At 46.5% G+C, this 13,473-nt stretch carries 22 protein-coding genes; 7 read left to right on the forward strand and 15 right to left on the reverse strand.

Features of this window, described 5'->3' with window-relative positions; all coding sequences use genetic code 11:
* Window positions 1–59 precede the first annotated feature (59 nt).
* The 13 genes from H9J30_RS00190 to H9J30_RS00250 are packed head-to-tail and all read right to left on the reverse strand — an operon-like array spanning window position 60 to window position 7,237.
* Window positions 60–1,295, reverse strand: coding sequence for a tyrosine-type recombinase/integrase (locus tag H9J30_RS00190; protein ID WP_240129171.1), 1,236 nt, complete (start codon window positions 1,293–1,295; stop codon window positions 60–62).
* Window positions 1,295–1,894, reverse strand: coding sequence for a hypothetical protein (locus H9J30_RS00195; RefSeq protein ID WP_240129172.1), 600 nt, complete (start codon window positions 1,892–1,894; stop codon window positions 1,295–1,297). Before H9J30_RS00195 ends, H9J30_RS00190 begins: the two co-directional genes overlap by 1 nt.
* A complete protein-coding gene (locus H9J30_RS00200) occupies window positions 1,891–2,154 on the reverse strand; it encodes a hypothetical protein (RefSeq protein ID WP_240129173.1) in 264 nt (87 codons plus the stop codon). Before H9J30_RS00200 ends, H9J30_RS00195 begins: the two co-directional genes overlap by 4 nt.
* Window positions 2,154–2,720, reverse strand: a complete 567-nt coding sequence (locus H9J30_RS00205; RefSeq protein WP_240129174.1) for a TIGR02642 family protein — start codon at window positions 2,718–2,720, stop codon at window positions 2,154–2,156. Before H9J30_RS00205 ends, H9J30_RS00200 begins: the two co-directional genes overlap by 1 nt.
* Window positions 2,721–3,305 (reverse strand): hypothetical protein, encoded by a 585-nt coding sequence (locus tag H9J30_RS00210; RefSeq protein WP_240129175.1) that lies wholly within the window; start codon window positions 3,303–3,305, stop codon window positions 2,721–2,723. It lies immediately after the preceding gene.
* On the reverse strand, window positions 3,296–3,811 hold the full coding sequence (locus H9J30_RS00215; protein WP_240129176.1) for a hypothetical protein: 516 nt from the start codon (window positions 3,809–3,811) through the stop codon (window positions 3,296–3,298). The genes H9J30_RS00210 and H9J30_RS00215 overlap by 10 nt, the downstream gene beginning before the upstream one ends.
* Window positions 3,808–4,197 carry a hypothetical protein gene (locus H9J30_RS00220; RefSeq protein ID WP_240129177.1) on the reverse strand — a complete coding sequence of 130 codons (390 nt, stop codon included), beginning with the start codon at window positions 4,195–4,197 and terminating at the stop codon, window positions 3,808–3,810. Before H9J30_RS00220 ends, H9J30_RS00215 begins: the two co-directional genes overlap by 4 nt.
* Entirely contained in the window at window positions 4,181–4,732 is a 552-nt protein-coding gene (locus H9J30_RS00225) for a replication protein P (RefSeq protein WP_240129178.1), read from the reverse strand. The genes H9J30_RS00220 and H9J30_RS00225 overlap by 17 nt, the downstream gene beginning before the upstream one ends.
* The gene (locus H9J30_RS00230; RefSeq protein WP_240129179.1) at window positions 4,713–5,795 is read right to left on the reverse strand and encodes a replication protein; all 1,083 of its coding nucleotides are present in this window, start codon (window positions 5,793–5,795) and stop codon (window positions 4,713–4,715) included. The genes H9J30_RS00225 and H9J30_RS00230 overlap by 20 nt, the downstream gene beginning before the upstream one ends.
* 56 nt (window positions 5,796–5,851) lie before the next feature.
* On the reverse strand, window positions 5,852–6,229 hold the full coding sequence (locus tag H9J30_RS00235; RefSeq protein ID WP_240129180.1) for a hypothetical protein: 378 nt from the start codon (window positions 6,227–6,229) through the stop codon (window positions 5,852–5,854).
* A complete protein-coding gene (locus H9J30_RS00240; RefSeq protein ID WP_240129181.1) occupies window positions 6,229–6,423 on the reverse strand; it encodes a hypothetical protein in 195 nt (64 codons plus the stop codon). Before H9J30_RS00240 ends, H9J30_RS00235 begins: the two co-directional genes overlap by 1 nt.
* Entirely contained in the window at window positions 6,416–7,000 is a 585-nt protein-coding gene (locus H9J30_RS00245) for a phage regulatory CII family protein (RefSeq protein WP_240129182.1), read from the reverse strand. Before H9J30_RS00245 ends, H9J30_RS00240 begins: the two co-directional genes overlap by 8 nt.
* 33 nt (window positions 7,001–7,033) lie before the next feature.
* Window positions 7,034–7,237 carry a Cro/CI family transcriptional regulator gene (locus H9J30_RS00250; protein WP_240129183.1) on the reverse strand — a complete coding sequence of 68 codons (204 nt, stop codon included), beginning with the start codon at window positions 7,235–7,237 and terminating at the stop codon, window positions 7,034–7,036.
* 107 nt (window positions 7,238–7,344) lie between these two features.
* Here H9J30_RS00250 and H9J30_RS00255 point away from each other — a divergent pair, with 107 nt between their 5' ends.
* From H9J30_RS00255 to H9J30_RS00275, 5 genes are read left to right on the forward strand one after another with little or no spacing between them, the layout of a single operon-like run.
* Entirely contained in the window at window positions 7,345–8,055 is a 711-nt protein-coding gene (locus H9J30_RS00255; RefSeq protein WP_275679475.1) for a S24 family peptidase, read from the forward strand.
* 26 nt (window positions 8,056–8,081) lie between these two features.
* Window positions 8,082–8,507 carry a superinfection immunity protein gene (locus H9J30_RS00260; protein WP_240129185.1) on the forward strand — a complete coding sequence of 142 codons (426 nt, stop codon included), beginning with the start codon at window positions 8,082–8,084 and terminating at the stop codon, window positions 8,505–8,507.
* 19 nt (window positions 8,508–8,526) lie between these two features.
* On the forward strand, window positions 8,527–9,423 hold the full coding sequence (locus H9J30_RS00265; protein WP_240129186.1) for an exonuclease domain-containing protein: 897 nt from the start codon (window positions 8,527–8,529) through the stop codon (window positions 9,421–9,423).
* A 2-nt stretch (window positions 9,424–9,425) separates the two neighbouring features.
* Complete coding sequence (locus H9J30_RS00270; protein ID WP_240129187.1) at window positions 9,426–10,145, forward strand: HipA family kinase; 720 nt, start codon at window positions 9,426–9,428, stop codon at window positions 10,143–10,145.
* Entirely contained in the window at window positions 10,142–10,993 is an 852-nt protein-coding gene (locus H9J30_RS00275; RefSeq protein ID WP_240129188.1) for a DUF3037 domain-containing protein, read from the forward strand. The genes H9J30_RS00270 and H9J30_RS00275 overlap by 4 nt, the downstream gene beginning before the upstream one ends.
* A gap of 67 nt (window positions 10,994–11,060) precedes the next feature.
* On the opposite strand, the gene H9J30_RS00280 is transcribed toward H9J30_RS00275, so the two are convergent.
* Both H9J30_RS00280 and H9J30_RS00285 read right to left on the reverse strand, forming a co-directional pair.
* A complete protein-coding gene (locus H9J30_RS00280; protein WP_240129189.1) occupies window positions 11,061–11,708 on the reverse strand; it encodes a tail assembly protein in 648 nt (215 codons plus the stop codon).
* 231 nt (window positions 11,709–11,939) lie between these two features.
* A complete protein-coding gene (locus tag H9J30_RS00285; RefSeq protein WP_240129190.1) occupies window positions 11,940–12,320 on the reverse strand; it encodes a hypothetical protein in 381 nt (126 codons plus the stop codon).
* 459 nt (window positions 12,321–12,779) lie between these two features.
* Between H9J30_RS00285 and H9J30_RS00290 the strand changes: the two genes are divergently transcribed.
* Both H9J30_RS00290 and H9J30_RS00295 read left to right on the forward strand, forming a co-directional pair.
* The gene (locus tag H9J30_RS00290; protein WP_240129191.1) at window positions 12,780–13,202 is read left to right on the forward strand and encodes a hypothetical protein; all 423 of its coding nucleotides are present in this window, start codon (window positions 12,780–12,782) and stop codon (window positions 13,200–13,202) included.
* On the forward strand, window positions 13,195–13,473 hold the full coding sequence (locus tag H9J30_RS00295) for a hypothetical protein (protein ID WP_240129192.1): 279 nt from the start codon (window positions 13,195–13,197) through the stop codon (window positions 13,471–13,473). The genes H9J30_RS00290 and H9J30_RS00295 overlap by 8 nt, the downstream gene beginning before the upstream one ends.

The raw sequence follows: 13,473 nt of genomic DNA on the forward strand, positions 1-13,473 counted from the left end.
AAATATCTTCCTCTTTTGAAGATGCATAAATCGCCTTGAAAGCCACAACCCACAAGGCTTTAAGCTGTTTTGCTAATATTTTTCATCTTGAAACTGTCTTGACTTAATCGCTCAGCAAATAGGTGATGAATCGACAGCAAATGCTTATGCCATAGCTCGATAGCCTCACGCTTTTGATCAGCTAAATAGGTGTGAATATAGGCTTGGTCTAGCTTGGTCATGGAGTGGTTTAGCATCTGCTCGGCCACCATGTAATCGATACCCAAATCAGCCCAACATGAGCGAGCTAGCTTGCGTAAATCGTGGGCCGTCCATTCACCACCACTCACCTGTTTAACCAAACTATTGGCACCACGTTCATCTAAGCCAGTGTTACGGCAAGGATGCGGAAATAGGTACCCGCCTCGATAACCTGTCGCGGCTTGGATTGACTTATGCCAGCGCAATACATCGGCCATCAGTCCAGAGATAGGGATAGTCAGTTGAGCATGGGTTTTGGTGATATTGGCGGGGATCACCAACTTAGCATTGGGTTCGTCGTAATAGCTCCACTTAAGCAAGCGGGTTTCGCCAATGCGGGTACCGTAGGCCAACATAATAAACACCAGCAATGCAGCACTATCACTGGCGGTATCAAGATCACTAAGCAGCTTAGGCAAATCCGTTGCCTGCAATTGAGGTGGTTTGGTGGCGATTGGTGTAGCAATAAAATCCGTAAAACTTAACGATGCCAACGGATCATCAGTAATCAACTTAAGCACCGTCGCTTGCTTAAATGCCTTGCGCAGCACGGCGTAATACTGGCGAACACTGCCAATAGAATAACGCGCCTGCAGAGGCCAAATTAATAGCTCATCGACCTTATGATGATTGAGCTCACTCAGCATCACCTCGCCTAGCACCGGCAATAAATGCTTAACGATGGTGCATTTGATATTGCGGCGCCGTTTAATCGATAAGCTAGTATCAGATTGTGACCGGGTTAAATACCAATTCAGCAAGCCACCACAACTTAACCAGGTATTCACCTTCGCGCTTTGATCTTGCCGATGCTGAATGCTCAAGGTTGGCAAATCATCGATGATCGCCTTAGCACTCACCAAAGGCCAGTTAGCAACCTTTGACCAATTTGCCTTGCCCTCTTTATTAGTGACTAAATACCAACTGCCACGACTGCGCGAACTGCCAAGGCGCAACCGTAGCGGATAACGTGGGTCCCTAATTTCGGTAATCGAGTGATCGGCAACAGCCCGTTTAATGGCGGCATCACTTAAGGCAATACAGGCAATGGCCATCAGTCGCACCTCAGGTTAGTTCGGCAATCGGCATAAAAATATTCAACCGAGATCGCCTCTTTATCAGCAGCTGATAACCCAACCTTAAACAGCGCTGCAGTCAGTTTTTCAATCAACTCAAACTCAGCCAATATCAACGCTTGCTGCAGTTTAATCAGCTCGCCATTAGCCGCTAAATCAACGCCAGAACCGCCGCATTTATCACACGGGTACAGCTCGAACATCGGCTTAACTTTGCCAACCCCGCGGCAGGCATTGCACTTGGGCAACGAATTAATCTGCTGATGGATGGCCGTTTTAGCACTCACCAAAGCCTTGTATTCAGGCGTAGATAACACCTGCTGTTTACAGTGCAAATCAAACCGTTCATTAATCGATGACTGCGTTGCCAGCGCTGACATCAAGCGCTTATTTATCCGCTCTAACGGCTCAATCCGGTGATAATCGGCATTACCAATGGGCAGGCGTCCATCGAGTTCATTACAGATCACCCTTACCGCCGCTTCAACGCCACAGGCCAGATCAACCGAGCCCATAGACTCGAGTTGCTCTGCCTCCGCCTTAAGCCGTTTAACTAAATCGCTTACCGTTTCAATCATTGTGACAAAGCCTTTTCCAAATCGCTGTTATGCGCCTTTATCGCGCTTACACACTCTTCAACGCTTTCAAATTGATAGACAAATTCACGGCTGCGACCTTGATCATGGGCAAAAAAGTAAGCAAATGCGGTTCTGCGCTCTATACGGCTTGCTAATTCAATATCTTGCTTGCTCCAACGCCGAGTTGTTCTTGTTTCAAGTACTCTGCCTTGAGTCCATGCCACGTCTTTAAATTTTTCTCTGTTGTCAGGTGCTTTCATCAACCAGCTAGCCCCATTTCTTCGCCAACCATCCGCAGCACTTTTTTAGCAAAGCGAGCGGCATCATGTTCGTGCTGATGTAGTGCATCTACGCCACTCATATACTTGTCGTAAAAATGCTGGCTAAATTGCTCTGTCGTGATCTTGGCGCCACTCAAATCACAAAACGATTTAGTCAGCTGCTCAACAGTGTTCAACATCTTTCCGGTACCGCTGCAATGCTTGCACTCACCATTGCGGTGATAGTTGAGTTTTGTACCCTTACACTTAGGGCAAACACGGGTACCGCACACTTCATTTACGGCAAGCTTTGCTAAGGCCGAAGCGGCAACAGGCCTAAAATCCACTTCATACTGCTTACATAGCGCCTTAACCAGTACATCTTCGGCATCTACATCGCCGCAAATGGTCGCCTCTAACACCTTCACCCCAACGGGGTACTTACCCTGTACCTGTGCAACAACACCCATAGCATCCTCCTTACTAAAAACCCCTTTACCGCCAGCCGTACCAACCGATAACCCGCGTGGAGATAGCAGCTCAAACAAGCGCTCAATTGAAATCATTTATCTAGCCTCTCCTTGGTGATTAGCCGCAGCACGGGCAGCGGAATGAATAATGCTCAGTGCCATGCTTGATACACGGCTCTCGGCCGACTCAAGTGGATCTTGGCGAGATACAGTGCTATTTGGCTTACGTTCTGGATGCTTGCGCAGCAATCCACGGGCACTTAACGCATTGCCTAAGGTTTGGTTGCCAACCTTGGCTTGGCGGGCGGCGGTAAGAATCGAGTCACCTGCAATATAAAAGGCAATCGCTTGCTCTAAGTTGGCAGCGCTCTTTTCGGTAGAATTGCGCAGTAAATTGCGCTCTCTTAATATTTTTAATAGGCCGCTTTGGCCAACGCCTGCTTTGGTTGCTGCGTTATAAGCAGATAGCCTTTCATCAACATACAACTTGATCGCTTTCTCTAATCTTTCGCTGACCTTTTTAGGCTCACGGCGCAATAACCCGCGATCGCTTAACTCTTTTGAGAGTTTTTTACGGCACACAGGCGCAGCGGCAGAGCTCTCTAAAAGCGTCATCTTTTGGTTTACATACAACTCAACACCACGCGCCAAGCGCTCAGCAAATGGGGCTTTTAACGGCATAAATCCCCCTTGCCAAACAAGGCGATTAGCGCAGCATCGCGAGTATCGGCATTGCTGCGGCCAGTCCAGCCGGTGATCTTGTTAAAATACACGCTGCTATCCTTGGCCTGTTTAACAGGACCGCGCAGCGGTTTAACTAAAGTCACGGTAATGCCTTTACCCTCGAGTACTTCTTTAATCAATCTGGCTGTGGCCTTAACCTTGCCCAAGTCCTCAGCCTTGCTCATATTGATCTTAAATTCGCTACCGCCTTGGCTTGGGGCATGGCCAACGTAGGCAAGTAACGGGTCTTGTCCTTTCTTGGTCTTTTTCAATTTGCTGGCGAATACCGGCTTTTTGTTATCCACATCTTCGAGCAACACAGTGCAAGGCGAACTCGCAGCACTGCTAACAACAAACTCAATCAACTCACTAAAACCCATGCTCTTAAGCAGCTGGATCTTGCCGTCAACCACCGTGGCCACGCCGCTTTTAGTCAAATCAGGATCAATACCAATACGAATCACACCACCACCCCCACCACCCCTCTAAACCGCTTTGACTGCCTTACTAAAAACTGATTAGCCTGTTTACGCGCAGCTGGCCCACCCTGAGCAAATATCCTTTCGTACTCGATACAAACGGAATGCTTAAACTCAGCAGGGATCACCGACATATGCTTTTCAATCTTCTCCATGTCCGACTCACCACCGCGGCAATGCCATATTTGCGGCAGTTCTCGCTCACGCAAAAAACCTTGGGCCCGTAACTCAGCGGCAGTTACCGCTTTAGGTACAAACAACACCGCATCGTTAACCGCTTCTTGCACAACAGGTATCGCCACTGCATCGCTCACCAAAGCCGAATAAAAATCGGGCGCATCAGCTGGGAGGTGTTTAATTGCCAGAGCCATTGGCAGTCCTTAGCCCAAACTTTTGGCGCAAATCAGCGATAATCGAGCAAGCCTTTTGGCTTTCAACGGGATTGTTTACTGGGGCGGCAAGCGCCTTAGGGATACAGGCATCAAAGCTTTCACCCTTCACAGCCCTGCGGCACATCACCTCATAGTTGCGTTTAAACAAGGGCCACGTTTGCTGCTCAGTACGGTTTTGCAGCTCATACCAACCTGTTTCACGGCCAGCGGCAAACACCGCACCATGGCTCCAATTGTGTTCACTCGGCCAGCGACCATGGGCGCAACACTCGCGGTAAGCCTGCTCAGCGTTAGGTAATCCAAGCTGCTCAGGCGTAGGCGTACACATCGCCACAAACTCGGCAGGGTTCACGCTCCAAGGCGCAGTTGCAGCGCGTTGTTTAAAGGCCTCAATGCCAATCATCACCTCAGCCACACTCAAGCCAGCCTCACCGATTTGCTTAACAAACTCCTGCACTACGCTGCCAAGCTCAGCACCAAAGCGATTGCTAAAATCACGGCTGTACAGGTTCATAGTCGGCATCAATTGTGTTGCCACCACAGTGGTGATCTGCTGAATGCTCGAGTTGCTCTGCCATTTCCCGTAGTTCGCGGAAGACTCTGGCTGTTGGGTTCTCATAGCGTTGATTGTGTCCGGCAGAATCGATTGAAGTGGTTTCATGTGATGATCTCGCTAGCAGTTTGGCGTTTAGTTTGTCCCATTGTTTACGGAGGGTTTTTGGGCATAACACATTGCTAGCCCAAAATGAGTCGGTATTGGCAAACTTAAACAGCTTGCAGATTTCGTGGTGAGTGCGTTTGTCTTGCATGCGCATTAAACGCACCTGGTTAGCCCAATCAGGCCAATTCGGTTGCTTTGCAGTGGGGTTAACAATCAGAACTTTGTTGAAGATGTACTCAGCACAAGTTAAATCATCTGCACTACCCCAAAGCTTGCCATTGGGAGTTTTAATCGCAGCATCGGGTTTAACCTGCATGTCGGCCATTGCGTCAGCAATGTGCGACGAAGAGATCTTTTGTATTGTGTCTTTTGTTATATTGTCTTTCTTTTGTGGGGGTCTATCTAGACAGGTTTTACTGTCAGAATAGACAGTCTCACTGTCAGAATAGGCAGTTTTTACTGTCAGAATAGACAGGTCATTTTCACTGTCAGAACTGACAGTTTTTGGTTTTGTTGGTTTATCAGTCCAAGAAGAAACCGTCGGGTTAACCCCGATTTTCTTACCCTCTTTTATCAGCACATTGCGCTTTAATAAGCCGCTAATCACCCGCGATACGTTGTCAGTATCAATCTCAGTCATTTCTTCTATTTGACTGTAAGATACCCAATCAGTGGCCTTGCCATAACCGTAGGTTCTACGCATTACAGCAAACACCACACGACTCTCACGATCGCTTAATTTCGTGCGGCACAGGGCGTCCACCAGCGTATTGGAGAGTCGTAAATAACCATCATCCAAATCTGCTTTCACCACCCCACCCCGCGTTTGCTGTTTGTGCTCAGCAACGGGCCGTAACGGCACCACATTACTGCCACCAGCGCCATGATTGACGCTATCAATTGATTCCAGTACCATTGTTTTTGCCTCACTTGGTATTAAGCCCACAGCCGCCACAGCTCTAGTGGGCTTTCTTATTTCAAACACACAGCCGAACTATCAAAGCGATAACCCGCCTCAAACAACCGTGTTGCAATACCCTCAGCGCTATGAGTGCGCACCGTACTGCGGATAACATTCGCCATTAATGCAATTTCATGATTGCGTTCAATGCGAGCAAAATCAGACAATTGCTGATTACGCGCTAAGCGCTCGAACTCAGCATCTTCTTCAGGTGTATGGGGGATATCACCGGACTTACCACTGAGGTGTTTGCAAACATCATTTAACGCATCCCAATTAGGGAATTTTGGTTTAACGCCAACATCAGGAATAATGGATTTATCAGCGCACTTATCACTTAACTGATTTGATTCAACCTTTACAGCAATCACAGGGTCATAAGCTCTCATCACACTCTCCCATTCGCCTTTAACCGCTCGTAGTCATAGCGGCAGTCGGCATCACAAAAATGTTGATTAGTTAAAACAGTTGCCTTGCAGTAATGGCATAGGCCAGTAAAAGGCAGTGTTGGTTGGCGAACAGTTAAAGCGGCCTTGATATGCGCTTCATGCTCGATAGCGGCATCATCAATAACATCAATCATTGACTAATCCGCCCTTTTTGAATTCATTGATTGGGAATGGATCGCTAATCGTTGTTGTGCGAATCACTCCATCACGAGGGCTTTCTTGAAGACAAGGACAAGGCAGTTCCCGCACTTGGCTACTCACTACCGCTTTAAGCGACAGCACTTCACGCACGGTTTTGGTTAGCTCACGGCTAATGCATTCAAACTCATCAGGTGTGATCACCCCATCAGCGCGGGAGTCGCGAATTTCTGCCAGTGCAATGCCCATCTGCTCGCTAATCAATAACAGCTGATCGCTCAACTCTTCATCGCAGTTAACCGACTCAGGCAGCTTTACAAACACCCCGCCGCGGCTATGGCACCACGCAGAGAGAATGCGGTCATCGTCGGCCAGCTCAGTCAGGTGTATCGCATCGCGCAAATACAGGTGATTGCTGTCGTTCTCAGGGTTTAACTTGTTGTACATCACCCCGGGCTGTTGGAATAAATCCTTAGCCAGCTTATCCACCCCGTAATCATGCCCAAGCGCATGGGCGGCATAGAGTGGATCGGAACATAAAAGTGACTCGCGCTTTAATGTGTTCTTAGTCATAGCGTTAGATATCCTTGTCATTAACAAGAGCAGTTAAGCAACCCGAGGTGAAGACGTAGACTCAATGGCTTTATCAGCATGAACCTTCAACTCACCGCCCGTTAAGCGCTCAAGCTGAAACGCACGAAGCTCAGGAACCTCTTCGCCCCACTGGGAAACAGCAGACTTATTAAGTCCAAGCGCCTCTGCGAGCTTGATGCTCGAACCGAAGTACTTAATCGCGTCAGTTTTTTTCATATTAAATTCCAGCTTGGAAGTAACGTTTAACGAATTGAACAGAAGTTTAGATCAGTAAACTTATTTTGTATAGGACTTTCAACCTTAAAAGGTTTAGATTGCTTAACATGGACACGTCAGAACGAATCAAGAGGCGGATGCGAGCACTAGGCTTGAAATCCGTTGACTTAGTAAAACAAACAGGTGCATCTAAAGGTGCGATTAGTCATTGGGTAAATGGCACAACACAACCTTCTGGTGAGAACTTATTATCGCTGGCTAAATGCTTAAAATGCTCCCCTGATTGGCTGCTAAGCGGTGAAGCAGAAAAGATAGAGGTGCGTGAATCAAATGCCGAGTGGCATGCTGGTTTTGAGCTATGGGATGGCGATACACCATTAAGGGATGATGAAGTGGCACTACCGTTTTACCGTGAAGTCGAATTAGCTGCAGGCAGCGGATCTACATTTGTACAAGAGAACGGCGGCTGCAAACTACGCTTTGCAAAATCCACCCTTAAAAAGAGCCGAGTCGAACCGCACCACGCGGCCTGTGTGACCGTTAGCGGCAACAGCATGCTGCCAGTGCTGCGCCACGGCACTACCGTTGGCGTCGACACCAGTAAAAAATCGATTATTGATGGTGAGATGTACGCCATTGATCACGATGGCATGCTGCGAGTCAAAATGCTCTATCGCACCCCTGGCGGTGGCATTCGCATTAAAAGCTATAACAACGATGAATTCCCCGATGAATTTATCTCCACAGAAAAAGCAGCCGAGATCAAAATTATCGGCTGGGTGTTCTGGTGGTCAGTGCTAAACGTTTGGAATAATTGAATATTAAATAATGAAAGGGATTTTAAATGTTTCTAATTAGATTGTTATCTTTGATTTTTCTCACTGCATATAGTTACAGCATGGGGCAATCACCTGCTAACCAGCTTAATGAGTTTGGTACCTTTGCTGCCGCTTCATTTTTTCTTTTTGCTCCTGCGCTTTACTTCTACCCAATGTATGAAGCCCACTTTCATAAACAACCTAACTTTTATTCAATATTCGCGTTAAACCTTTTTTTAGGCTGGACACTTGTAGGTTGGGTTGTTGCATTAGTCTGGGCGCTAAAAAGTCATGAGCCAATAAAAACGGTTAACGTTGCAGCACCGGAACCGGCGCCAACATCAGCACATACCATTACCGAAGCGCCAAAACAAATTAAACAATGCCCTTATTGTGCAGAAGATATATTGATGGCCGCTAAAAAATGCAAACACTGCGGTAGTGAAGTTTGAACACTAAAGGAATAGTAAAATGGATAAGGAAACCGCAGAGTTTTTAGCAAAACACCCCTATATACCTACCAAATTTATTGCATTAGATGCCGAAACCACAGGGCTTGAGGCGGAAACGGACAAGATAATCGAGATTGCCGCAATTAAATTTGATCTGCTATCTAACGATCACCCTGTATTTGAGTCATTGATTAACCCTGCGGTAAAACTGCCTCGCAAAATAACCAATATCACAGGCATCACCAACAAGATGCTGGTAGACCAACCGCCCTTTGCAGAACTGGCACACGACTTAAAAGCCTTTATCGGTGATCTACCTATAGTGGCCTACAACGCCAAATTTGATAAAGGCTTTTTAGATGCAGAGTTCGCTAATGTTGGCATCGTGCTTAATAACCACTACCACTGTGCATTAAATCTGGCAAAAGCGGCATTCAGCTTGCCAAACTACAAATTAGCTACAGTAGCCCAGCACTGCAATATCCAACTTGATGAAGCGCACCGAGCTAAAGCTGATGCGATTGCAGCTGGCCGAGTGTTTATGTGTGCAGCAGTAACCCTTGGGCACATTAACGAGATAAAACCTAAATCGGCATTTGGCAAACCCAAAGGCGCGGATCACAAAGCCTACCCACCTAATGAAGATGGCAAACTATACGGCCAAACTATCGTTTTTACTGGCGAGTTGTCCATTACCAGAGCAGAAGCCTTTGAAGCCGCAGCAGAACTTGGGCTTGAAATTAAAACAGGAGTATCTAAAAAGACCGATTACTTAGTCGTTGGCGAGCAGGACGAAAACCTAGTTGGTCCAAGTGGCATATCCAGCAAGCAGCTAAAGGCACAAGATCTAATTGACGAAGGATTTGATATTCAGATTTTAGATGAAGATGAATTTATGGAGCTAACTAAAGGATAGCAATGACTATTGAAGTAACTGAAATTATTAGAAGGTTCGAACAAGGTTATACTTCGCCTTACCTTTGTAACTGCAATGACGGTAAACAATATGTGGTAAAAGGACTCGACGCGACCTACGAAGGGCTGATTAAAGAATGGGTTTGTGCCAATATTGGAATTCAATTTGGATTACCTATACCAAAGCCAGTCATTATCCATGTGCCATCAATTTTCAGTCAGTTTGGTGAAAATCCCAGCCTTACCATAGGTGATTGTTTCGGTTCTACCTATGTGAGTGGATTGTCGGAAATCCTCTACAGCCAACTGGACAAACTTGATACTCAAACGATGCTAGACTTATACGCTTTTGATTACTGGATAAAAAATGCAGATAGGTCCTTGTCGCCTTTAGGGGGAAATCCTAACTTTTTTATCGACATGCAAACAAAAGCAGCGGTAGTTGTAGATCATAACCTAGCCTTCGACACAAGCTTCTCGATTAATAATCATAAACAACTGCATATTGCCAGCCGATTTTGGAATATCGAACAACCAAGGATGTTTGATCGCTCGATTTACGAACCCAAATTCGACGATGCATTAAAAGGGTTTGATGAATGCATCAAATACATTCCAGATGTCTGGTTAGATAATTTGGTCCCAGAGGATGGCTTCCTAAACCAACTAAGGTTAACATTAACAGCATACACACAGGCTGAATTTTGGGAGGGATTAAAGTGAACACTATATGTTATTACGCCATCATTCGCTTTATGCCGTTCCTGGAAACAGAAGAGTTCGCCAATGTTGGACTCGTGTTATTTTCTCCACATAATTACTATGCTAGCTATAAACTTGCCCCCGCTCGGTTTGCCCGAGTGTCTAACTTTTTCGATGACTTAGAAGGCAGACTCTACGCTGATACGATTGCAATTTTCAATGATGAAATGCAGCGGGTAACCAAGCTTGGCACAAACCTATACGGCAAAGACCAACTCAACTTCTTTAAAGAAGTAACTAGAAAGCGAGAGAGCATTCTTCGCTTTGGAGAGCTGCGAGCAATCGCAACGGAAGAACCACAACAAGCATTAGATGAACTGTACAATCATTATGTTGGCAGAAACTTTAATGATAAAGAATATCGCGAAGAAGTGATGGAAAAAATTCTACGCGCTGACCTTCGTAATAATGTACGAACTGCTCGTTTTACAAAAAAACAATTAATGGGTGAGTATAACACTGCTATAAATATGCCATTTGTAGCTAATGTCCAAAACTGTCTTAAAGTCATTAAGCCTTTAGCTTTTGATCATGACAAACCAATAAATCTCTTGGAGCACGGAGAAAAATGGATAAATCGCGTAAAGCGTTTACTCAACTTCCAAACAGTCGAGCCACAGCACATGTTGTTTGCCATTGAAAGTCCTACAAAAAATAAAAATGATGATCTACAAGATGCATTCAATGTTGTCGAAAAAGGTATGCGTGAGCTCGAGGTAAACATACTACCTTTCGATGATAAAAAATCGATTTATCAATTTGCAAAACAGCTACAAATACCAGAAGAAAAGCCTTTCCAATTAACCTAGTCCAAAGTTAACTTAAATAACATAAACCCGCGAAAGCGGGTTTTATGCTTAACCAAACAACAATAATCTATGGTTCTTGCGTGCCATTACCACCGCCTGATTGTATCGGTCGCTTAGTGGTTGCGATATCTTCGGCATAAATTCCCGCGCTAATAATTGCGCCACCAATACGGCGCTTACCGTAACCAATGCCGACAGGATTCCCTGCTGCTGTAGTATTTACCGCCCCGCCAAAAGCATAGCTTGGCGCGTTCTCCGCCGCTTCCCTGCCCTTTAACCCTTTGGCTTGTGGCGATAGCATTTGGATTACACCGCCAGCCATTACCGCAATACCACCTTGAATTAAGTAAGGTGATGCACCTGCAAGCGGCGTAAATGATAAGACTACGCCAGCAACTATCATTACCGCGCCAATAATTGTTTGTAGCACCCCACCCCGCTTACTCCCCGCAATGACTGGCACAATCCTGATCTCGCGAGTGCCGGCTAAATCAAATTCATCTTGCCCAGTGTTGTGGCCATTACGAAAAATCGCATAGCGCAGGCCGAGCTTTGCCTGTTCTTTGATGAATAACTCAAAGCCTTGCAGGGTATTTTTAAGGGAGCTAAAAGCTTCAGTCGTCGTGCCTGTATCAAGAAAGCGTTTATGTTCACGGCCAAACTTTGCTGCCAGCGAGCCTGATAACTTGATAGTTGTACATTGATTTTTATCCATGATCACCACCTCTAATAGCCAACCTAATGGCATCTAAAACCAATCAAACATTGCCTAATATTCACCCTAGTAATAATACACTAAACAAAAAGTTTATTTTGATAAACTTTTTTATTGACATGAAAGTTTATTAAACTAAACTCTGAGCATCGATTAGAACGAAAATGAAAAGATTCTAATCACGCTCTTTAACAGAATGGCCCATGAACGACTAAACCCGCCTAGAGCGGACTAGGTCACTCCGAGGAACACGCGGCGGAGAACAGTAATCCGCGTAAACAGACTTGTGTGCCTCTTGCGGCGACCGGATAGCAGCTCCCCCAGATAAGGGATAAAACGCTGGAACAACCAGCGGCGGCTAAGTGACTTGATCACGTTCTGCGAGCATGACCCGCAACGCGCACAACCCCGCCCCGTTCTGGCGGTGAGGTAAGAACACCATGCACCTGTAAAATCAGGTTGCATTGGGAAGGTGGATTGACTGTGCAGCTGCAGGGCTTCTCCATGGGATAAAGCCGTCGAAAGGCCATCGACTAAACAACCACCTTCACTAATGCGACTTACAAGCCAGCCTGCGGCGTCAGTAGGCATACCAACAGAGGAAAAGCCCATGTAACTAACTAGCCGTTAAAAGCGGCCACTTTGCGAGCAACCCGTAAGAGATGCCCCGAGTAGCACAAGTGTTGCTAGCCAGAGTCATTCACTGGTCAGGGTTAATAACAAAAATAATGCAGGTAAAGCAGTGCAGACGCCTAGAGGCTGCACACCTGTTATTAGCGGCATGACGCGACAGCACGACGGCACTAGGGCGCCGGATGACGTAACCGGCAACGTTTAAACCCAACTATCCGGAATAACCGGATAGTTGCCCCGTTAAACTGCAGGACGCAACGCCATGACTCCCTATAAACAGAAAGCCCAACAACCTGATTTTATCGACCTAGTGCTAATGCTATTAGCCAAGTTAATCCCCTTCGATTTGCTCTAAACCGTGCCAGCGCCAACAGCGCAGCACAAAACCAACCCAATCAAACAACCCTAATTCATACAATCAACCATGCGAGGTGACCTATGTCCCACCCTATCGCAGCGCATCACTGCGCCCCACTGCTACCCATAGAATCGCAACTGCTGTTACATCTCAGCATTGCCTGTCGCCTCGCTCAACTGCCAGATCTAATGCATTGCCCAACGGTGATCCAGCGTAAAAACGAACTCGAGGCCTACTTGCAAAGCCATGTTTGCAGCTATGCCTTCCGCGAGCGCTACCACGTCACCAAACTGGACGAAGCCCCGCTAAAAACCACGAAATTAAACGAAGTGGCTAACATCCAAGTCAGCCGCAGCGGCCGCGTAAAACTCACCCGCATCGCCGAGCCACCAGCAATCAATATCACGGTAAGCGATAGGTCCATCAGCTGGCTCAACCGCAGTTATCATCACGCAAATCATCACGCAAGCCAGCCAATGATTAAGGCAGATAGCCATGTTTGATGCACAAGCCCACGCCACTAGCGACGCCCTAGTCGCCATGCTTGCAAATGAGCTAGAGCAAGAACGGCAAGCCAAAGGCAACGCCATGGCCGCTTACTGTGATCGCTCAATAGCCGAATTAAACCAGCTGATTATCGACTATCCAGAATCGAAGAATGTTTGGTTGCGTCATATCGAAAGCTGGCAGCAGATAAAGCAAAAACACGGCTACAGCAGCGCACAAGATCTGCTTGACGATCAATATGCACAACTCGCCAGCACATCAAATTAA

The sequence above is a fragment of the Shewanella cutis genome (assembly GCF_022410515.1).
In the GTDB taxonomy this organism is placed as follows: domain Bacteria; phylum Pseudomonadota; class Gammaproteobacteria; order Enterobacterales; family Shewanellaceae; genus Shewanella; species Shewanella cutis.

Excerpts from the sequence above, each read along its gene's own strand:
- H9J30_RS00195 (WP_240129172.1), bottom strand. The coding sequence starts at position 1,894 with ATGATTGAAACGGTAAGCGATTTAGTTAAACGGCTTAAGGCGGAGGCA.
- H9J30_RS00260 (WP_240129185.1), top strand. The coding sequence starts at position 8,082 with ATGTTTCTAATTAGATTGTTATCTTTGATTTTTCTCACTGCATATAGT.
- H9J30_RS00285 (WP_240129190.1), bottom strand. The coding sequence starts at position 12,320 with ATGGGCTTTTCCTCTGTTGGTATGCCTACTGACGCCGCAGGCTGGCTT.
- H9J30_RS00290 (WP_240129191.1), top strand. The coding sequence starts at position 12,780 with ATGTCCCACCCTATCGCAGCGCATCACTGCGCCCCACTGCTACCCATA.
- H9J30_RS00270 (WP_240129187.1), top strand. The coding sequence starts at position 9,426 with ATGACTATTGAAGTAACTGAAATTATTAGAAGGTTCGAACAAGGTTAT.
- H9J30_RS00280 (WP_240129189.1), bottom strand. The coding sequence starts at position 11,708 with ATGGATAAAAATCAATGTACAACTATCAAGTTATCAGGCTCGCTGGCA.
- H9J30_RS00250 (WP_240129183.1), bottom strand. The coding sequence starts at position 7,237 with ATGAAAAAAACTGACGCGATTAAGTACTTCGGTTCGAGCATCAAGCTC.
- H9J30_RS00210 (WP_240129175.1), bottom strand. The coding sequence starts at position 3,305 with ATGCCGTTAAAAGCCCCATTTGCTGAGCGCTTGGCGCGTGGTGTTGAG.
- H9J30_RS00255 (WP_275679475.1), top strand. The coding sequence starts at position 7,345 with ATGGACACGTCAGAACGAATCAAGAGGCGGATGCGAGCACTAGGCTTG.
- H9J30_RS00245 (WP_240129182.1), bottom strand. The coding sequence starts at position 7,000 with ATGACTAAGAACACATTAAAGCGCGAGTCACTTTTATGTTCCGATCCA.
- H9J30_RS00235 (WP_240129180.1), bottom strand. The coding sequence starts at position 6,229 with ATGAGAGCTTATGACCCTGTGATTGCTGTAAAGGTTGAATCAAATCAG.
- H9J30_RS00240 (WP_240129181.1), bottom strand. The coding sequence starts at position 6,423 with ATGATTGATGTTATTGATGATGCCGCTATCGAGCATGAAGCGCATATC.
- H9J30_RS00200 (WP_240129173.1), bottom strand. The coding sequence starts at position 2,154 with ATGAAAGCACCTGACAACAGAGAAAAATTTAAAGACGTGGCATGGACT.
- H9J30_RS00220 (WP_240129177.1), bottom strand. The coding sequence starts at position 4,197 with ATGGCTCTGGCAATTAAACACCTCCCAGCTGATGCGCCCGATTTTTAT.
- H9J30_RS00205 (WP_240129174.1), bottom strand. The coding sequence starts at position 2,720 with ATGATTTCAATTGAGCGCTTGTTTGAGCTGCTATCTCCACGCGGGTTA.
- H9J30_RS00230 (WP_240129179.1), bottom strand. The coding sequence starts at position 5,795 with ATGGTACTGGAATCAATTGATAGCGTCAATCATGGCGCTGGTGGCAGT.
- H9J30_RS00265 (WP_240129186.1), top strand. The coding sequence starts at position 8,527 with ATGGATAAGGAAACCGCAGAGTTTTTAGCAAAACACCCCTATATACCT.
- H9J30_RS00225 (WP_240129178.1), bottom strand. The coding sequence starts at position 4,732 with ATGAACCTGTACAGCCGTGATTTTAGCAATCGCTTTGGTGCTGAGCTT.
- H9J30_RS00295 (WP_240129192.1), top strand. The coding sequence starts at position 13,195 with ATGTTTGATGCACAAGCCCACGCCACTAGCGACGCCCTAGTCGCCATG.
- H9J30_RS00190 (WP_240129171.1), bottom strand. The coding sequence starts at position 1,295 with ATGGCCATTGCCTGTATTGCCTTAAGTGATGCCGCCATTAAACGGGCT.